We start from the raw sequence: 14,163 nt of genomic DNA on the forward strand, positions 1-14,163 counted from the left end.
CCCCGCCGGCGGGGAGGGGGTATCCCCCCCCGGCCCCCCTTGTTAAGGGGGGTAAAGAAAAGGCATTTTGCGTCTTGCGTCTTGCGTCTTGCGTACGGCGTACGGCGTAGGACGTACGACGTAGGACCCGCGCCCGGCTATGAGCTATCGACCACCGACGTTCAACATTCGGCATAACCCGGCATCCGGCGTAAGACATACGGCGTATACCCCTGCCGGCCAACTGCGGTAAACTTTCGTTCATGGCTTTGCTTAAAGAGCACGCGCAAAGCGCAGCTTCTCAGAGCATCAGCGACGTGTGGCCGAGCCTGTTGGGGGTGGTCCCCTTCGGGCTGATCACCGGGGCGGCGGGCGTGAGCGCCGGGCTCAGCGTGCTGCAGACCATGGCCTCGTCCGTGGTGCTCTTCGCGGGCGCCGCGCAACTGGCGGCCTACCAGCTCATGGACTCCGGCTCGCCCATGCTGGTGGTGGTCCTGACGGTCGCCGTGGTCAACCTGCGCTACCTCATGTACAGCGCCTCCCTCGCCCCGCTCCTGGCCGACTGGAAGAGGACGTGGAAGGTGGTGGGGGCCTACATCATGGTGGACCAGCTTTACGCGCTGTCGCTGCACCGCTTCCGGGAGGAGCGCTTCTCGAGCCCCCTGCCGCGCTGGGCCTACTACATCACCGGCTCCGCCTTGACCTGGGTGGTGTGGCAGGGGGCCGTGTGGGTCGGCGCGTGGCTTGGGGCCAAGGTCCCGCCCTCGTGGTCGCTGGACTTCGCCATCCCGCTTTCCTTCATGGCGATGGTCTTCGCCTCGATCCGCGACCGGCCTACGGCGGCCGCGGCGCTGGTCGGCGGTCTAGCGGCGATGTTCGCGGCGACGTTGCCCTATAACCTCGGCCTGATCGTGGCCTCGCTGGCGGGGATCGTGGCGGGGATGTGGCTCGAGCGCAGCCGCTCGGCCTGAGAAGGCGGACCGCATGAGCGAACTGATGATCTGGACGACCATCCTGCTGGCGGGCGTGGTGACCTTCTGCCTGCGCTACTCCTTCATCGGCTACGCCCACCGGATGCAGACCCCCGAGTGGTTCCGCCGGGCCCTGCGCTACGTCCCGGCCGCCGTGCTCTCGGCGCTGGTGTGCAAGGCCCTGGTCTACTACGGCGCAACCCTGCAACTCACCCTCTCCAACGAGCGCCTTCTGGCCGCCGTAGTCGCCGCAGGCGTGGCCTGGCGCACCAAAAACGTCCTCTGGACCACCGTGACGGGAATGCTAGCCCTGTGGGCGTTGCAGGCGCTAGGGCTGTGAGAGGGAGGCCGGGAAGCGGTAATACCCGATTCGGTTAGTTCGTCACCGAACGGTGACGCCGCCCCGCCTTGGCGGGGCGGCCGGCCGAAGTTATCCGCGTAGCGGAGGGCGATACCGCCCCTTGGAAGGGAGACGCTTTCTTCGCCGGCCGTCAGGGAGGGGTGGGCTCTAGGGTCCAAAAAGATAGCCTCCAGGGTTCTGGGTTGGATGATTATCTTTTTGAATCCGGTATAAGGCGTAATCGGTCAGCGGAAGGCCAAGGACTCTTGGCTCGTGGTTTACCCCACCCCGTCCCTCCCCGCGTGCGGGGAGGGGGTATCCCCCCCAGCCCCCCTTGCTAAGGGGGGAACAAGGCGTCTCGCGTTTTGCGTCTTGCGTTTGGCATTTTGCGTTTGACGTACGACGTACGACGTACGACGTAGGACGTAGGACGTACGACCCGCGTTGGGCTATCAGCTATCGGCCATCAACCATCGACATTCAGCCCTCAGCACCCTACGCCCGACCCACTCCCCGCCTAGTGATCCATCTCCGGCAGATACGTCTTCCAAGCCTCCGGCAACTTGGGCAGGTCGGCGACGAGGAGCAGGCTGTGGCGGGGGGCCATGGGGCGCTTGGCGAGGCGCATGTTGGCCTCCTCGGGGGTGCGGTTCTTCTTGCGCAGGTTGCAGCTGCGGCAGGCGGTGACGAGGTTTTCCCAGATGCTGCGCCCGCCGCGGCTCTTGGGCAGCACGTGGTCGATGGTCAGCTCGCCCCCGCGGCGACCGCAGTACTGGCAGGTGTAGCCGTCGCGGCGCAGGATGTTGCGCCTGTTAAGCGGCAGCCGCCCCGGAGGGCGGCGTACCAGACGTTTCAAGCGGATGATGCTCGGAACCGGGTAGGGCTGCCCTGGAGTTCGTAGAAACTCACCGCTCTCCTCGACCACGTCGGCGGTGCCGTTCATGACGAGGATCACTGCCCGCTTGACACTGGCAAGCCCCAGCGGCTCGTAGCCAGCGTTGAGCACCAGAATGCGCGGCAGGTCTAGGTTCATGTTTACAAGATACCGCATTCGTGTCAGGAGCCAACAGCCAGGCTCACCATGTGGGGACGGGGGCTCGAGGGGGAAGGGAAATCTGCACTGTCTCCTTTTCTGTTGGCCCGGGACCGCTACCATAGAGCGGTATGGGACGCCTGATTCGCGGGCTGGCTGCCGAAGGCAATTTGCGTGTGCTGGCCGTTGAAAGTACCGATATCGTGGAGGAGGCCCGCCAGCGGCACGGCCTCTCCGAAACCCCCACCGCCGCGTTGGGACGTGCCCTGACGGGCGTGGTGCTCCTGACCTACCTGCTCTCCAAGACCCCTAAGGAGCGCATCACCCTGCAATTCCAGGGCGACGGGCCGGTGGGCGGCCCCGTCGTCGAGGCCGCCCCGGACGGCTTAGTGCGCGGGTACGTCAAGAACCCCACGGCCGAACTCCCGCTGCGCTCCGACGGCAAGCTCGACGTGGGCGGGGTGGTGGGCCGCGGGGAGCTCAAGGTGGCCCGCGCGCTCAACAGCGGCGATCTGTACGAGTCGAGCATCGAGCTGGTGTCGGGCGAGATCGCCGAAGACCTGGCCCACTACCTCTGGCAGTCCGAGCAGATCCCTTCGGCGCTGCTGCTGGGGGTGCGCGTGCACGGGGGAGGGGAGGTGCAGGTGGCCGGGGGCGTGGTGATCCAGGTCATGCCCGGCTGCCCCGACGCCGTGATCAGCAGGCTCGAGACCAACCTGGCCGGACGCCTCAGCATCACCGACCTGCTGCTCTCGGAAGGCCTCGAGGGCACGGTCCAGACGCTGCTCGAGGGCCTCGCCTACGACCCCACCGACCTCTCGGTCGTGGGCTTCCACGAAGGCCACATCCCCGTGCGCTTCGGCTGCCGCTGCACCCGCGAGCGGGCCACGGCCTCGCTGGTCTACTTCAGCTCCCAGGAGCGCGAGGACATGATCACCGAGGACGGCGGCGCCGAGGTGGTGTGCCACTGGTGCGGCCACAAGTACCAGATCACGCCCGAGGAAATCCGCTCGCTCCCCCTTAGCGAGGAAGAGACACGGGGCATCCCGAAGGCGTAGGTGGGCTGGAAGGGGTCAATAGCCCAACGCCGAACGCGAGACGCCGGGGGCCGACGGCTGACGGCTTCAGTACGGCAACTCTGCCTGTACCGTGGTCCCGCTGCCGACCTCTGAGACCACGGCGAACTGGCCGCCTCGAGCCTCGACCCGCTCGCGCATCTGGGTGAGGCCGAAGCCGCCGAGGCCGCCGGCTTTCTGGTCCTGGGTGAAGCCTTTGCCGTTGTCGCGGATCTCTAGCCTGGCCCCGCGCTCGCCCAGGGGGCTCAGGCGCACGTGCACCAGCGAGGGGCGGGCGTGCTTGGCGGCGTTGGTGAGGGTTTCCTGGAGCACCCGGAAGAACACCAGCTCGGAGGCCGGGGAGAGCTGGAGCTGCTCGGGGAGCTCGAGGCGCACGCGGAAACCGGCCTGCTCGGCGAAGGCGTTGGCGTAGCGGCGCACCGACTCGAGGAAGCCGTAGCGCTCGAGGTCGATGGGCCGCAGCGCGAAGATGCTGCGGCGCACCTCGCGGATCTGCGAGCGCAGGGTCTCCTTGACCACGGCGATCTCGGCGAGGGCCCGCTCGGGGTCGGCTTTGAGGAGGCGCTCGGCCAGGTCGAGCTTGAGGGCCATGAAGGCCAGGGCTTGCGCGATGCCGTCGTGGATCTCGCGGGCGATGCGGTTGCGCTCCTCGCCGAGCGCGAGCTCCTCGGCCCGCAGGTAGGCCTGGGCGTTGCGGACCACCAGCGTCACCTGCGCGGCCAAAAAGCGCAGGAAGGGCAGCTTCTGCCGCAGGTTCTCGCCCTCGGCCTTGACCACCAGCACCCCTACGGGCTCCTGCTCGCGCAGCGGCAGGGCCAGGAGGTCCTCCTGCACGAAGGTGGGGGCCTCGAGCGCGCCCTGCCAGACCCCCTCGGGCAGGAAGGCGTAGGAGGGCAGGTCGAGGCCCCGGCGCACCTGCGACTTCAGGAGGTTCTCCTCGTCGAGCAGCAGCACCGCACCCTCCTCGGCCGAGGCCCAGGAGAGGATGCGGTCCAAAAGCCGCTCGAGGATCTTGTCCAGGTTGGCCTCGGCCCGCAGCGCCTCGTCTACCTCGTAGAGCGTGAGCAGGTCGCGCGTGCGCGAGAGCACGTTGCCCAAGGCTCCCGCGACCTCGCTGGCGAGCAGGCTCAGGAAGTCGAGGTCCTCGCCGGTGGGCCGGCGCGGCAATTGCACCTCGAGCACCCCCTCCAGCCCCGGCAGCTCGAAGCGCAGGGCTTCGCGGGCGGGGCCGAAGTCCGGGGTGCTGGCCCGCACGCCCTCGAGCGTCAGTTGCACCGCCCCGCCCACCGCCTGCGCGAGCTGGGTCGCGGCCTTGCGCAGCCCGTCCTCGAGGTTCTCCGCGCTCAGGGCCTGCCGCGTCACCTGCCCCACCGCCTCCAGGCGCCGGTTGGCCTGCTCCAACCCCTGCTGCGCGCGCTCGCGCTCGAGCACCTGCAGGGCGATCCACTCGAGGGTCATGAAGGTCACCAGCGGCCCCACCAGCCCGTAAAAGCCCAGGTGGATCCAGAAGGTCTGGTCGTACTGGTCGCTGCGCAAGGCCAGCTCGAACACCACCACCACCAGCGCGATCAGCAGCGGCAGCACGACGCGGGCGAGTTTGATCAGCCGGTAGAGGCTGGGAACGGCTTCCACAGCGATAGGGTACAGGAAAGGCAGGGGGATCTTAGCCACTGTGTCGAGGGTCGAGGGCCAGAGCGTCTCGTGTCTCGCGTTCGGCGTTTTGCGTACGACCCGCCCCCGGCGTTCGACGTACACTCTAACCGTGTTCAGCGCAGCCGTACTCGCAGGCGGGCAGTCCCGGCGCTTCGGGGAGGACAAGGCGCGGTTCGTCTACCAGGGGCGGCCGCTGATGGCGTGGGTGCTCGAGAGCTTCGCCGGAGCCGCGGAGCGCTTCATCGTGTCCAACCGCCCCTACCCGGAGTTCGGGCTGCCGGTCCACGCCGACGTGAAGCCGGGGGGCGACGCGATGTCGGGCGTTCATACGGCGCTCTACCACGCCCGGCGGGAGTGGGTGGCCGTGGCGGCCTGCGACCTGCCGTTCCTCGGCCGGGGGTACTGGGGGTGGCTGCTCGAGCAGGCCCACGCCGACCCCTCCGCCCGGCTGGTGGCGGGGGCATCGGCCTCGGGGTTCCCCGAGCCCCTGGCGGCGCTCTACCACCGCAGCCTGCTCGAGGACCTGGGGCACCGCCTGGACACCGGGAGGCTGCGCCTGCGGTCGCTCTTCGAGGAGCACCCCGCCCGCGTCCTGCCCTGGGAAGGGCTCGAGGCCCGCTTCGGCCCCCGGCTCTTCCTCAACGCCAACCAGACCGAAGACCTCCCCAAGCCCTGAGCCGGGCGGTGGCGGTGAACCACGCGCGTGGTGACGTACGCAAGACGCCAGACGCAAGGCTTCTGCGTCTGGCGTGCTTTGCTATCGGCTATTATACCCGATTCGGTTAGTTCGTCACCGAACGGAGACGCTTTCTTCGCCGACCGTCAGGGAGGGGTGTGCTCTAGGGTCCAAAAAGACAGCCTCCAGGGTTCTGGGTTGGATGATTATCTTTTTGAATCCGGTATTAGCTATTGGCTTCCGCAGGAAGCCCGCCTCAGGCCTGGTTCTCGGCCACCGGCTCCGGGATGGGGCCGTGGCTTTCCTCGTACTTGGCGATGTTCTCGGCCAGGCTGCGCAGCAGCGCCTTGGCGTGCTGCGGACTGGTGATGATGCGGGAGACCACCATCGCGCCGCCCTGGGGCTGCAGGGTGGCGAAGTCGAGGAAGAACTCGTTCTTGGTGTGGGCCAGGAGGGCCAGGTTGGCGTAGCGGCCGATGGCGGTCTCCTTGTCAATGTCCAGGCGCAACTCGTTCACGATAAAGCCTCCTTCAGGCGGGGGATGCTCTTCTTGAGCTGGAAGCGCGCCCGCCCAAGGCTCTGCATGGAGTCCAGCAGCACCACCAGCAGATACCCCTGGGCCAGCGGCACCAGCAGCAACGGACCCTCCGGGTACTCTACCATGACCTCCTCGACCTCGCCGCGGCCCAGTTCCTGCGACAGGGCGCGGGCGGAGGCCAGGGCGGTGGAGGCGGAACTCCCCAGAAAATCCAGGTCGGCGCCCCCCTCGCTGTGGGTGCTCTCGACGACGAAGCCGTCCTCGGCGACCAGCGCGGAGCCCAGCACCCCGCGCACCGCCTGGAGTTCGGTCAAAACCTCTTGTAGCACGTGTCCTCCTCAAGCCCCGTGCGGGGGATGCTCACATCTGCTCGGCCAGGCGCAGGGCCAGCCTCGAGAGCTCGTTGCCCACGCCCTTGCGGTCGCCGCCGCGCTCGAGCAAGGCCCCCAGGCAGTAGCCCTCGAAGACCACCGCCAGGATCTCCTGGTCGTCGGTGGCGAGGGTGAAGCGGCGCAGCTCGCCGCCCATCTGCCGGGCGGTGTTGCCCAGGGCGCGGGTGAGGTTGGCGAGCTCGACCGCGAGGATCTCGGCGGAGGGACCGCCCCGGCCCACGCTCTCGATCACCAGGCCGTCGCTGCCGGTGAGGACCGCGCGGCGTACGCCCAGCGGCACCAGGCTCTCCAGCATCTTCATGGCTCGGCCTCCCAACGCGGGGAGGGCCGGCCGAGCGGCCGGCCTGCCCTCTCCAGCACGACCCGCTGGGAGGGGCCTTCGCGGGAACCGCTCTCAGGGGGCAGTGTCCAGGTCACCATACCTGACCAGCGTAACACAGGCCCCGACGCCGCCCGGGCGCAATTGCACATCCCCAGAGCCGGGCTCACTCGGCCAGCCGGCGCCGGTTCTCCAGGGCGCGGGCCAGCGTGACCTCGTCGGCGTACTCGAGGCTGCCCCCCACCGGCAGGCCGTAGGCCAGGCGGGTGGCGGCGATGCCGCGCTGGGCGAGCTGCTCGGCCAGGTAGCCGGCGGTGGCCTCGCCCTCGACGGTCATGGAGGTCGCCAGGATCACCTCCCGCACCTCGGCCCCCAGCGCCTCACGGCTGTCGCTGTTGAGGCGCTTGAAGAAGCTGGCGAGGTTGAGCTGCTCGGGCCCCACGCCCTCCAGCGGGTTGAGCGCCCCGCCCAGCACGTGGTAGAGCCCGTTGTACTCGCCCGAGCGCTCGAGGGCCATGAGGTCGTTGATGCCTTCCACCACGCAGATCGTCTGCCGGTCGCGGTCGGGGTCGGTGCAGACGGGGCACAGCTCCTCCTCGGCCAGGTTGCCGCAGACGGGGCAGGTGTGCAGGCTCTGGGCGGCCTCGAGGGCCTGGAGCAGCTCCTTGGCCGCGTCCTGTTGCTGCACGAGGTGCAGCCCCAGCTTCTGGGCGCTTTTGGGGCCCACGCCGGGCAGCCCGGAGAGGGCGCGGATGAGTTTGAGCAGGCGTTCAGGGTAGCGCATAAGGAAGCTTATAGCCGATAGCCGATAGCCGAAGGTTTGAGGGTGAGCTATTCACCATCAGCTATAAGCCATCCGCCTTCTTAGAACATCCCCCCCAGCATCTGGCCGATGCCGCCGAGTTCGCGGCTCATCTCTTTTTCCTGCAGCTCCTGCGCCTTCTTCTGGGCGTCCTGGATGGCGACGAGCAGGAGGTCCTCGAGGGCCTCGAGGTCGCCGGGGTCCACGGCGCCCGCCTGTAGCTTCAGGCCGACGACCTGGCCGTGGCCGGTGGCCGTGACCTCGACGAGCCCGCCCCCGGCGGAGCCGGTCACGGTCATCTGGCCGAGCTTCTCCTGGACTTCAGCCGCCTTTTTCTGGGCCTTTTGGGCCTCTTTCATGAGTTTCTGAAGGTTCATCGTGCCTCCCACCGCATTATAGGCGGGGCTGGGCGCTGGGATGAGGTTTTGGGCTGGGGATGCCCCCGGTCAGGAGCATCAGCGCCGACACCCCGCTCACCATCACCCCCGCCAGCAAGAACACGCCCGGCGCGCCCATGACGGGCTCGAGCAGCCCCGCCAGCAGCGCCCCGCAGATCACGGCCGTGTCCATGACGGCGAAGAAGGCGGCGAAGATGCGCCCGCGCAGGGGTCCTGGGGTGTGGCTCTGCATGATGCTGCGGGCCGGGACGATGAAGACCTGGTTGAAGACCCCGCTGAAGAAGAGCGCGATCAGCACCCAGGCGAACACCGGCCACACGCCCAGCGAGGCCTCGAACAGCCCGAAGAGGATCAGCCCGCCGAAGAAGAGCTGTTCGCGGCGGAAGCGCATCACGACGCGCGGCACCAGCAGGGTGCCCAGCACCGCCCCCACCGCCAGCGCCGACTCCATCGCGCCGAAGCCGGGGGTGCCCACCTCGAGCACCTTCACCGCCATCACGATGCCCAGGGTGGCCTCGACGGAGCCGAAGCACGCGGCGGTGAACAGCGTGGTCACGGTGCGGCGGATGGCCGGGTTCTTCAGCAGGTGTTCGGCACCCTCCCGGGCACGGCTCCAGTAGCTCTGGCCCCCGCCCCCGGCCGCGGGCAGGTCGGGAAGGCCCCGCAGGATCACCGCCGAGACCAGGTAGCTCAGCGCGTCGAGGAGGAACACCAACTGCGCGCCCACCGCCGCCACCAGCACCCCGGCCACCCCCACGAACACCACCTCCGAGATGCGCGCGGCGAAGAGCATCAGGCTGTTGGCGCTGTCGAGCTTGTTCTCGGGCACCAGCTCGGGGATGGCCGCCTGCGAGGCCGGGTCGAAGAGGCTGCTGAGCACCTCGATGCCGAAGACCAGCAACAGCAGCAGCGGGAGGGAGTTCACGCCCAGGAAGGGGATCAGCAGCGTCAAGAAGGCCCGGCCCACGTCGCTGAGCACCATGAGCATCTTGCGGTTCTGGGTGTCGGCCCAGGGGGCCAGCAGCGGGCCCACCACCGCCGAGGCCAGCAGCTTGACGACGAGCGCGAGCGACACCCACAGGGTGTTGCTGGTCAGCAGGTAGATGAACGCCAGCAGGGCCACCCGGTGCATCCGACTCCCCGCCTGAGAAACCAGCGCGGCCAGGAAAAGGCGGCGGAAGTGGGGGAGGTGCAGCACCCCTTGCATTTGGGGGTCAGTATACCCGCTCGCTCGGAATTAACTCAAACACCGCCGCCGAAGGCGACGAAAGTGTGGGCGACACAGGGGCCCTCCCGCGCCAGCACCGCGCTGCCTTCGGGCAGGTGCCACACCAGCAGGTCGCTCAGGCGCCGTGCGGCCGCCCCGGGGGCCGAGACGTAGACCGCGTCGCCCTCCTGCCGCAACGACAGCACGACGGAGCCGACCCGGAGGCTGCTGGGGCCGTCGTTCAGGGTGGTGCTGCCGAGGCTGTGGGTCTGGGTCTGGCTGTCGGAACGCTGGCTGAGCCAGTCCTCGAGCTCGTGCCCGATGAGCCCGGCCTCCTCGGTGAGCCCTAAGGCCTCGCCCACCTCCAGCAGCAGGGGGCGCCACTCGCCCGAGCGCTCCAGGCGCGCGCGCACCACCTCGAGGCCCTTGCGGGCGAAGTCCTGCAGGGCTTCGGGGGAGGCCTCCTGGTAGCGGGTGGCCTTGTCGGGGGTGAAGTCGTGGTAGGTGATGGGGCCCTTGAGGCGGGCGGAGAAGGCCCGCAGCAGGCGCAGGTAGGCGAAGGACTGGTCCGGCCGGAGCAGGTAGGCCAGCACCCGCCCCTCGGCCAGCAGGGTCGAGAGCAACGCCTCGCCGCGGGTCTCCAGCCGCAGGTGCGCGTACTGGCCGCGCCGGATGGCCCATAGCTCGAAGCCGCCCCAGGGCACGGCCAGCGGCTCGGCCTCGCTCAGGGGGTACTCGCTGCCGCCGATGACCAGGCTGAACTCGCTCCCCGCCTGGGTCACGGTGAACTCGGTGTCCCAGGCCTTGAACGAGCCCGGCATCAGCCGCACGGTGAGGCCGGCGGGGTCGTCGGGGATGGCGGCGAGGCTGAGCTTGGGGTCCAGGCCCAGCCAGATCTGCGCGGGCAGGTGGGGGAGCTGGGCGTCGCCCTTGGGGTGGGGCAGCAGCTTCTTCAGCAGCTCGAGCAGCCGCTCGGCCGCCGCGGCGAAGGCCTGGCGGTCCTGCTCCATGACCATCGCCAGGCGGCGGTCCTCCAGGCTCTGCTCGCGCAGGCGCTGCTCGAGGGCGCGGATCTGGGTGGCGGTGAGGTTGTGGCGGCGGGCCTCCTCGAGGCTGCGGCGCAGCACCTCCTGCGAGATGCCCTTGCCCCCGCTGTAGCGCAGGGCCAGCCCCTGGTCGATGACCCGGCGCGCGAAGCGGCGCAGGTAGGGCAGGGTCTCCTCGGAGGGGAGATGGAGCCGTTCGGAGAGGGTGTAGGCCTCGCGCACGAACTCCAGGATCAGGTTGCGCCCGACCTCGGTGTCCTCCAGGCGCACCAGGGGGTCGGAGTAGGCAGGGATGGGGTGGGTGACCTCCAGGCGCGAGAGGTTATAGTCCTGGGCGAAGTGGGGGGTGGCGGCGTAGGACTCGAGGTTTTGCAGCAGGGCGTAGGTCAGGCGCAGCGCCTCGCGCTTGCCGGTGGTGAAGTGGCGCATCTGGCGGGCGATCTCGCGGGCGGTGCGCTGCCAGTACACCGCCTCGGCGAACTGCTCGAGCACGGCCTGCTCGGGGGCCTCGTGGCCGGGCTCGTCAACGACGACGATGCCGTCGAGGTCGGGCTCGACGGCGGGAGGGTGCTCCTCGGGCTGGCCCCGCAAGCTGCGGTACTCGGCGTCGATCTGGCGGAAGCGGCGGGCGAGGGTGGGGGGGAGGTTGCTCTGCAGCAGGATCTGGCGCAGGCGGATCACGCTCGAGCGGCCCCCCTTGGGGGGCCGGCCCTCGAGCAGATCGGCCACTTTGTATTCGAAGAGATCGACTAATTCGACCAGGCCCGCTTCCATCTGTGGCGTATTATAAGGCCCGAGATGCGGGGTTCCAGGCTGGAAATAGCCACCGAATCAAATATCGGCAGGAAGCGAAGCCTCAACGAGGACTTCCACCGGGCTTTGGTGGTGCCCTCGCGCCTGGGCAACCTGGCCCTGCTGGCCGTGGCCGACGGCATGGGCGGCACCGAGGCCGGGGAGTGGGCCAGCAAGCTGGCCATCGAGGGGATCACCGAGGCGGTGCGCTCGTACGCCGGGCTCATCGATAGCGGGCGCCCGGTGGTTCCGCTGGAGCGGGTGGTGGAGAAGGCCTTCCAGCTCGCCCAGCGCCGCATCCGTGAACAAAGCATTAACCACCCCGAGCGCAAGGGCATGGGCACGACCATGACCGCCATCCTCATCAGCGAGTGGAACAGCCGGGGCGCCATCGGGCACATCGGCGACTCGAGGGCCTACCGCTACAGCCGCGGAAAGTGGGTGCAGCTCACCCAGGACCACTCCTGGGTGGCGCAGCAGGTGCGCCAGGGCGTGCTCACCGAGGCCGAGGCCGAGGCCCACCCCTGGCGGCACATGCTCACCCAGGCCTTAGGCCTCGACGACATCCGCCTCGACATCGCCCCCTTCGCGCTCTCGCCCGGCGAGGTCTTCGTGCTCGCCACCGACGGGCTGTACGGCCTGGTGCCGCCGGAGGAGTGGGAGCTGGGCAAGGACCTGCGGGCGACGCTGGAGGACTGGGTGACCCGGGCCCTGGTGCGCGGGGGCAACGACAACATCACCGTGATCGCGGCGAGGTATCGATGAGTGTGCTGCTGGGAATTCTGTTGGTGGGCCTGACCTCGGCGCTGGCGCTGCGCCTGCGGGCGAGCTGGCTGCAGCCGGTGCTGCTGGCCCTGCTGCTGGTCGCCCTGGCCGCGCTCGGGGCCCAGCCCTGGGTGCTGGCTAGCCTGGCTTTGTTGGGTTTCACCGGGGCGCTGCTGCCCCGATTCAACTTCGACCGCCCGGCGCCGGTGAGCCGCCCGGCCAGGCCCAGGCGCGGCAAAGCCGAGAAGAGCCGCCCGGCCCCCGTGATCCAGGGCGGGATGGGCCTCGAGAGCACCTACGAGATCCTCGACAAGGTGGGCATCGGCGGCATGGCCACGGTCTACAAGGCCCGCACCCGCGGCGACGGGCGCATGGTGGCGCTGAAGATCCCGCAGGAGAAGTACGTGGGCGACACCCGCTTCGTGCGGCGCTTCCACCGCGAGGCCGAGGTGCTCGCCCACCTCTCCCACCCCAACATCGTCAAGGTCTTCGACCACGGCAACGTCGGCGACACCCACTTCATCGCCATGGAGTTCCTCGACGGCGAGGGGCTCGACCGCCTGATCGAGAACCGCCGGCTTTCCGTCCGCTCCACCGTGCAGATCATCGCCCGCGTGGCCGAGGCCCTGCAGCACATCCACGCCCAGGGCATCATCCACCGCGACATCAAGCCCGGCAACATCATGGTGCTGCGCGGGGCGATCCAGGCCAACGGCGACGTGGACCCGCGCGGGGTGCGCCTGATGGACTTCGGCATCGCCGCCGGCAAGGTGCTCACCCGCCTTACCATCACCGGCGCGCGCATCGGCACCCCGGTCTACATGAGCCCCGAGCAGGCCAAGGGGCAGCGCATCGACCACAAGAGCGACATCTACAGCCTGGGGGTGGTGTTCTACGAGGCGGTCTGCCACCAGCCGCCCTTCCAGGGGGGCTACGAGGCGGTGATCCACCAGCAGATCTTCCAGATGCCCACCCCGCCCAAGCAGGTCAACCCCGAGGTGCCCCAGGCCCTCTCCGACATCATCCAGCGCATGCTCGAGAAGGACCCGGCCAAGCGCCCGGGCCTCGACCAGGTGCTCGAGGTGCTCTCGGGAAAGTGGGAGCAAAACCCCGGCCTGGTGGCCCCCTTCTACCTGGGCCTGGCGGTCGAGGCCAAGCGCGGCACCCTGCGCCTGATGTCCTTCGACGGCGTGCTCGCGCGCATGTGGAGCGGCGTGGGCAGCGGCCGGGGCATGTTCCCCTCGCCCCCCCTGGCGGTGGCCGTTGACGGCAACGGCGACTTCTGGATCAGCCTCTACGAGTTCGGCGGCGGTGCGGTGCGGCTGGTGCACTGCTTCAGCCCCGAGGGCGAGCTCAAGCTCTCCATCGCGCCTTACGGCATGAAGTTCGGGGAGGTGCTCTACCCGGTGTCGGTGGCGGCGAGCCAGGAGGCGGTCTACGTGCTCGACGCCGAGACCAGCAGCATCACCAAGTTCGACCTGGCCGGCACCCCCCTCAAGCGCTTCGGGGAGGCCGGGCGCGGCAAGGGCACCTTCGACACCCCGCGCATGCTCATCGCCGGGCGGCACTACCTCTACGTGCTCGACTACGGCAACCGCCAGGTGCAGCGCCTGAGCCTCGAGGGCGAGTACCTCTCGCGCTACGCCTTCCGCCGCAGCAAGGAGACCGCCGAGCTGCGCCTGCTGGGGGGTCTAGGCACCACCACCGACGAACACCTTCTCGTTTACGACGCCGACGGCCAGAAGATCCGCAAGGTCAGCCTCGACGGCCAGATCGTGGCCTCCTACCCCCTGCCCGTGCTCGAGGGCGAGGACGCCTCGAGCCTGGTCGAGATGCGCATGCACGAGGGCATCATCTACGCCGTGCGCCGGGGCGCCAACCGCATCCACCGCATCCAAGAGAACGGCACGCCGCTGGCGCCGCTGGAGGTGTACGCGGCGGTGCGGGGGATGGACTTGTGGTTCAACCCGGAGGAGCCGAGGGATTAGGTCGTCGGTAGCCGGGCGCGGGGCGGGCGTCGTACGTCGTACGTCGTACGTCGTACGCAAAACGCTAAACGCAAGACGCCAAACGCACGTCCTGCGTCGTACGCCAAACGCAAGACGCAAGACGCCCTTTGTTTACCCCCCTTAACAAGGGGGGCTGGGGGGGATAAACCCTCCCCGCGGGCGGGGAG

Annotated in this window: 15 protein-coding genes; 6 read left to right on the forward strand and 9 right to left on the reverse strand. The window is 69.0% G+C overall.

What is annotated here, in order from left to right:
• Positions 1-242: 242 nt before the first annotated feature.
• Together Mterra_RS12465 and Mterra_RS12470 are read left to right on the forward strand one after the other, a co-directional pair.
• Positions 243-950, forward strand: coding sequence for an AzlC family ABC transporter permease (locus Mterra_RS12465; RefSeq protein ID WP_119315479.1), 708 nt, complete (start codon positions 243-245; stop codon positions 948-950).
• Between the two features lie 13 nt (positions 951-963).
• Positions 964-1,290, forward strand: a complete 327-nt coding sequence (locus Mterra_RS12470; protein WP_119315480.1) for an AzlD domain-containing protein — start codon at positions 964-966, stop codon at positions 1,288-1,290.
• Positions 1,291-1,807: 517 nt separating this feature from the next.
• On the opposite strand, the gene Mterra_RS12475 is transcribed toward Mterra_RS12470, so the two are convergent.
• A complete protein-coding gene (locus tag Mterra_RS12475; RefSeq protein ID WP_119315481.1) occupies positions 1,808-2,323 on the reverse strand; it encodes an HNH endonuclease in 516 nt (171 codons plus the stop codon).
• Positions 2,324-2,454: 131 nt separating this feature from the next.
• Here Mterra_RS12475 and hslO point away from each other — a divergent pair, with 131 nt between their 5' ends.
• Positions 2,455-3,381 (forward strand): Hsp33 family molecular chaperone HslO, encoded by a 927-nt coding sequence (gene hslO, locus Mterra_RS12480; protein WP_119315482.1) that lies wholly within the window; start codon positions 2,455-2,457, stop codon positions 3,379-3,381.
• Between the two features lie 66 nt (positions 3,382-3,447).
• Here hslO and Mterra_RS12485 read toward each other — a convergent pair whose 3' ends face one another.
• Positions 3,448-5,031 carry a sensor histidine kinase gene (locus tag Mterra_RS12485; protein WP_119315483.1) on the reverse strand — a complete coding sequence of 528 codons (1,584 nt, stop codon included), beginning with the start codon at positions 5,029-5,031 and terminating at the stop codon, positions 3,448-3,450.
• A 130-nt stretch (positions 5,032-5,161) separates the two neighbouring features.
• Here Mterra_RS12485 and mobA point away from each other — a divergent pair, with 130 nt between their 5' ends.
• The gene (gene mobA, locus Mterra_RS12490) at positions 5,162-5,728 is read left to right on the forward strand and encodes a molybdenum cofactor guanylyltransferase (RefSeq protein WP_119315484.1); all 567 of its coding nucleotides are present in this window, start codon (positions 5,162-5,164) and stop codon (positions 5,726-5,728) included.
• 256 nt (positions 5,729-5,984) lie between these two features.
• Here mobA and Mterra_RS12495 read toward each other — a convergent pair whose 3' ends face one another.
• The 7 genes from Mterra_RS12495 to Mterra_RS12525 all read right to left on the reverse strand — a co-directional run bounded on the left by Mterra_RS12495 (position 5,985) and on the right by Mterra_RS12525 (position 11,204).
• A complete protein-coding gene (locus tag Mterra_RS12495; RefSeq protein WP_027892675.1) occupies positions 5,985-6,245 on the reverse strand; it encodes a DUF3467 domain-containing protein in 261 nt (86 codons plus the stop codon).
• A complete protein-coding gene (locus Mterra_RS12500) occupies positions 6,242-6,595 on the reverse strand; it encodes a roadblock/LC7 domain-containing protein (RefSeq protein WP_027892676.1) in 354 nt (117 codons plus the stop codon). The genes Mterra_RS12495 and Mterra_RS12500 overlap by 4 nt, the downstream gene beginning before the upstream one ends.
• A 31-nt stretch (positions 6,596-6,626) precedes the next feature.
• Positions 6,627-6,959, reverse strand: coding sequence for a roadblock/LC7 domain-containing protein (locus tag Mterra_RS12505; protein ID WP_027892677.1), 333 nt, complete (start codon positions 6,957-6,959; stop codon positions 6,627-6,629).
• A 184-nt stretch (positions 6,960-7,143) separates the two neighbouring features.
• Positions 7,144-7,761, reverse strand: a complete 618-nt coding sequence (recR, locus tag Mterra_RS12510) for a recombination mediator RecR (RefSeq protein WP_119315485.1) — start codon at positions 7,759-7,761, stop codon at positions 7,144-7,146.
• A gap of 80 nt (positions 7,762-7,841) precedes the next feature.
• Entirely contained in the window at positions 7,842-8,156 is a 315-nt protein-coding gene (locus Mterra_RS12515) for a YbaB/EbfC family nucleoid-associated protein (RefSeq protein WP_119315486.1), read from the reverse strand.
• 16 nt (positions 8,157-8,172) lie between these two features.
• Positions 8,173-9,384 (reverse strand): MFS transporter, encoded by a 1,212-nt coding sequence (locus Mterra_RS12520; protein ID WP_119315487.1) that lies wholly within the window; start codon positions 9,382-9,384, stop codon positions 8,173-8,175.
• A 35-nt stretch (positions 9,385-9,419) separates the two neighbouring features.
• Positions 9,420-11,204 (reverse strand): hypothetical protein, encoded by a 1,785-nt coding sequence (locus Mterra_RS12525; RefSeq protein WP_119315488.1) that lies wholly within the window; start codon positions 11,202-11,204, stop codon positions 9,420-9,422.
• Positions 11,205-11,228: 24 nt separating this feature from the next.
• Here Mterra_RS12525 and Mterra_RS12530 point away from each other — a divergent pair, with 24 nt between their 5' ends.
• Positions 11,229-11,987, forward strand: coding sequence for a PP2C family protein-serine/threonine phosphatase (locus Mterra_RS12530; RefSeq protein WP_119315489.1), 759 nt, complete (start codon positions 11,229-11,231; stop codon positions 11,985-11,987).
• Complete coding sequence (locus tag Mterra_RS12535; protein WP_119315490.1) at positions 11,984-13,975, forward strand: protein kinase domain-containing protein; 1,992 nt, start codon at positions 11,984-11,986, stop codon at positions 13,973-13,975. The genes Mterra_RS12530 and Mterra_RS12535 overlap by 4 nt, the downstream gene beginning before the upstream one ends.
• Positions 13,976-14,163 lie beyond the last annotated feature (188 nt).

Source organism: Calidithermus terrae, from assembly GCF_003574345.1.
GTDB classification, from domain to species: Bacteria; Deinococcota; Deinococci; order Deinococcales; family Thermaceae; genus Calidithermus; species Calidithermus chliarophilus.

Bases quoted from the DNA above. Each gene is read 5' to 3' on its own strand.
- Mterra_RS12465 (WP_119315479.1), top strand. From the start codon at position 243: ATGGCTTTGCTTAAAGAGCACGCGCAAAGCGCAGCTTCTCAGAGCATC.
- Mterra_RS12470 (WP_119315480.1), top strand. From the start codon at position 964: ATGAGCGAACTGATGATCTGGACGACCATCCTGCTGGCGGGCGTGGTG.
- Mterra_RS12475 (WP_119315481.1), bottom strand. From the start codon at position 2,323: ATGAACCTAGACCTGCCGCGCATTCTGGTGCTCAACGCTGGCTACGAG.
- hslO (WP_119315482.1), top strand. From the start codon at position 2,455: ATGGGACGCCTGATTCGCGGGCTGGCTGCCGAAGGCAATTTGCGTGTG.
- Mterra_RS12505 (WP_027892677.1), bottom strand. From the start codon at position 6,959: ATGAAGATGCTGGAGAGCCTGGTGCCGCTGGGCGTACGCCGCGCGGTC.
- recR (WP_119315485.1), bottom strand. From the start codon at position 7,761: ATGCGCTACCCTGAACGCCTGCTCAAACTCATCCGCGCCCTCTCCGGG.
- Mterra_RS12515 (WP_119315486.1), bottom strand. From the start codon at position 8,156: ATGAACCTTCAGAAACTCATGAAAGAGGCCCAAAAGGCCCAGAAAAAG.
- Mterra_RS12520 (WP_119315487.1), bottom strand. From the start codon at position 9,384: ATGCAAGGGGTGCTGCACCTCCCCCACTTCCGCCGCCTTTTCCTGGCC.
- Mterra_RS12525 (WP_119315488.1), bottom strand. From the start codon at position 11,204: ATGGAAGCGGGCCTGGTCGAATTAGTCGATCTCTTCGAATACAAAGTG.
- Mterra_RS12530 (WP_119315489.1), top strand. From the start codon at position 11,229: ATGCGGGGTTCCAGGCTGGAAATAGCCACCGAATCAAATATCGGCAGG.
- Mterra_RS12535 (WP_119315490.1), top strand. From the start codon at position 11,984: ATGAGTGTGCTGCTGGGAATTCTGTTGGTGGGCCTGACCTCGGCGCTG.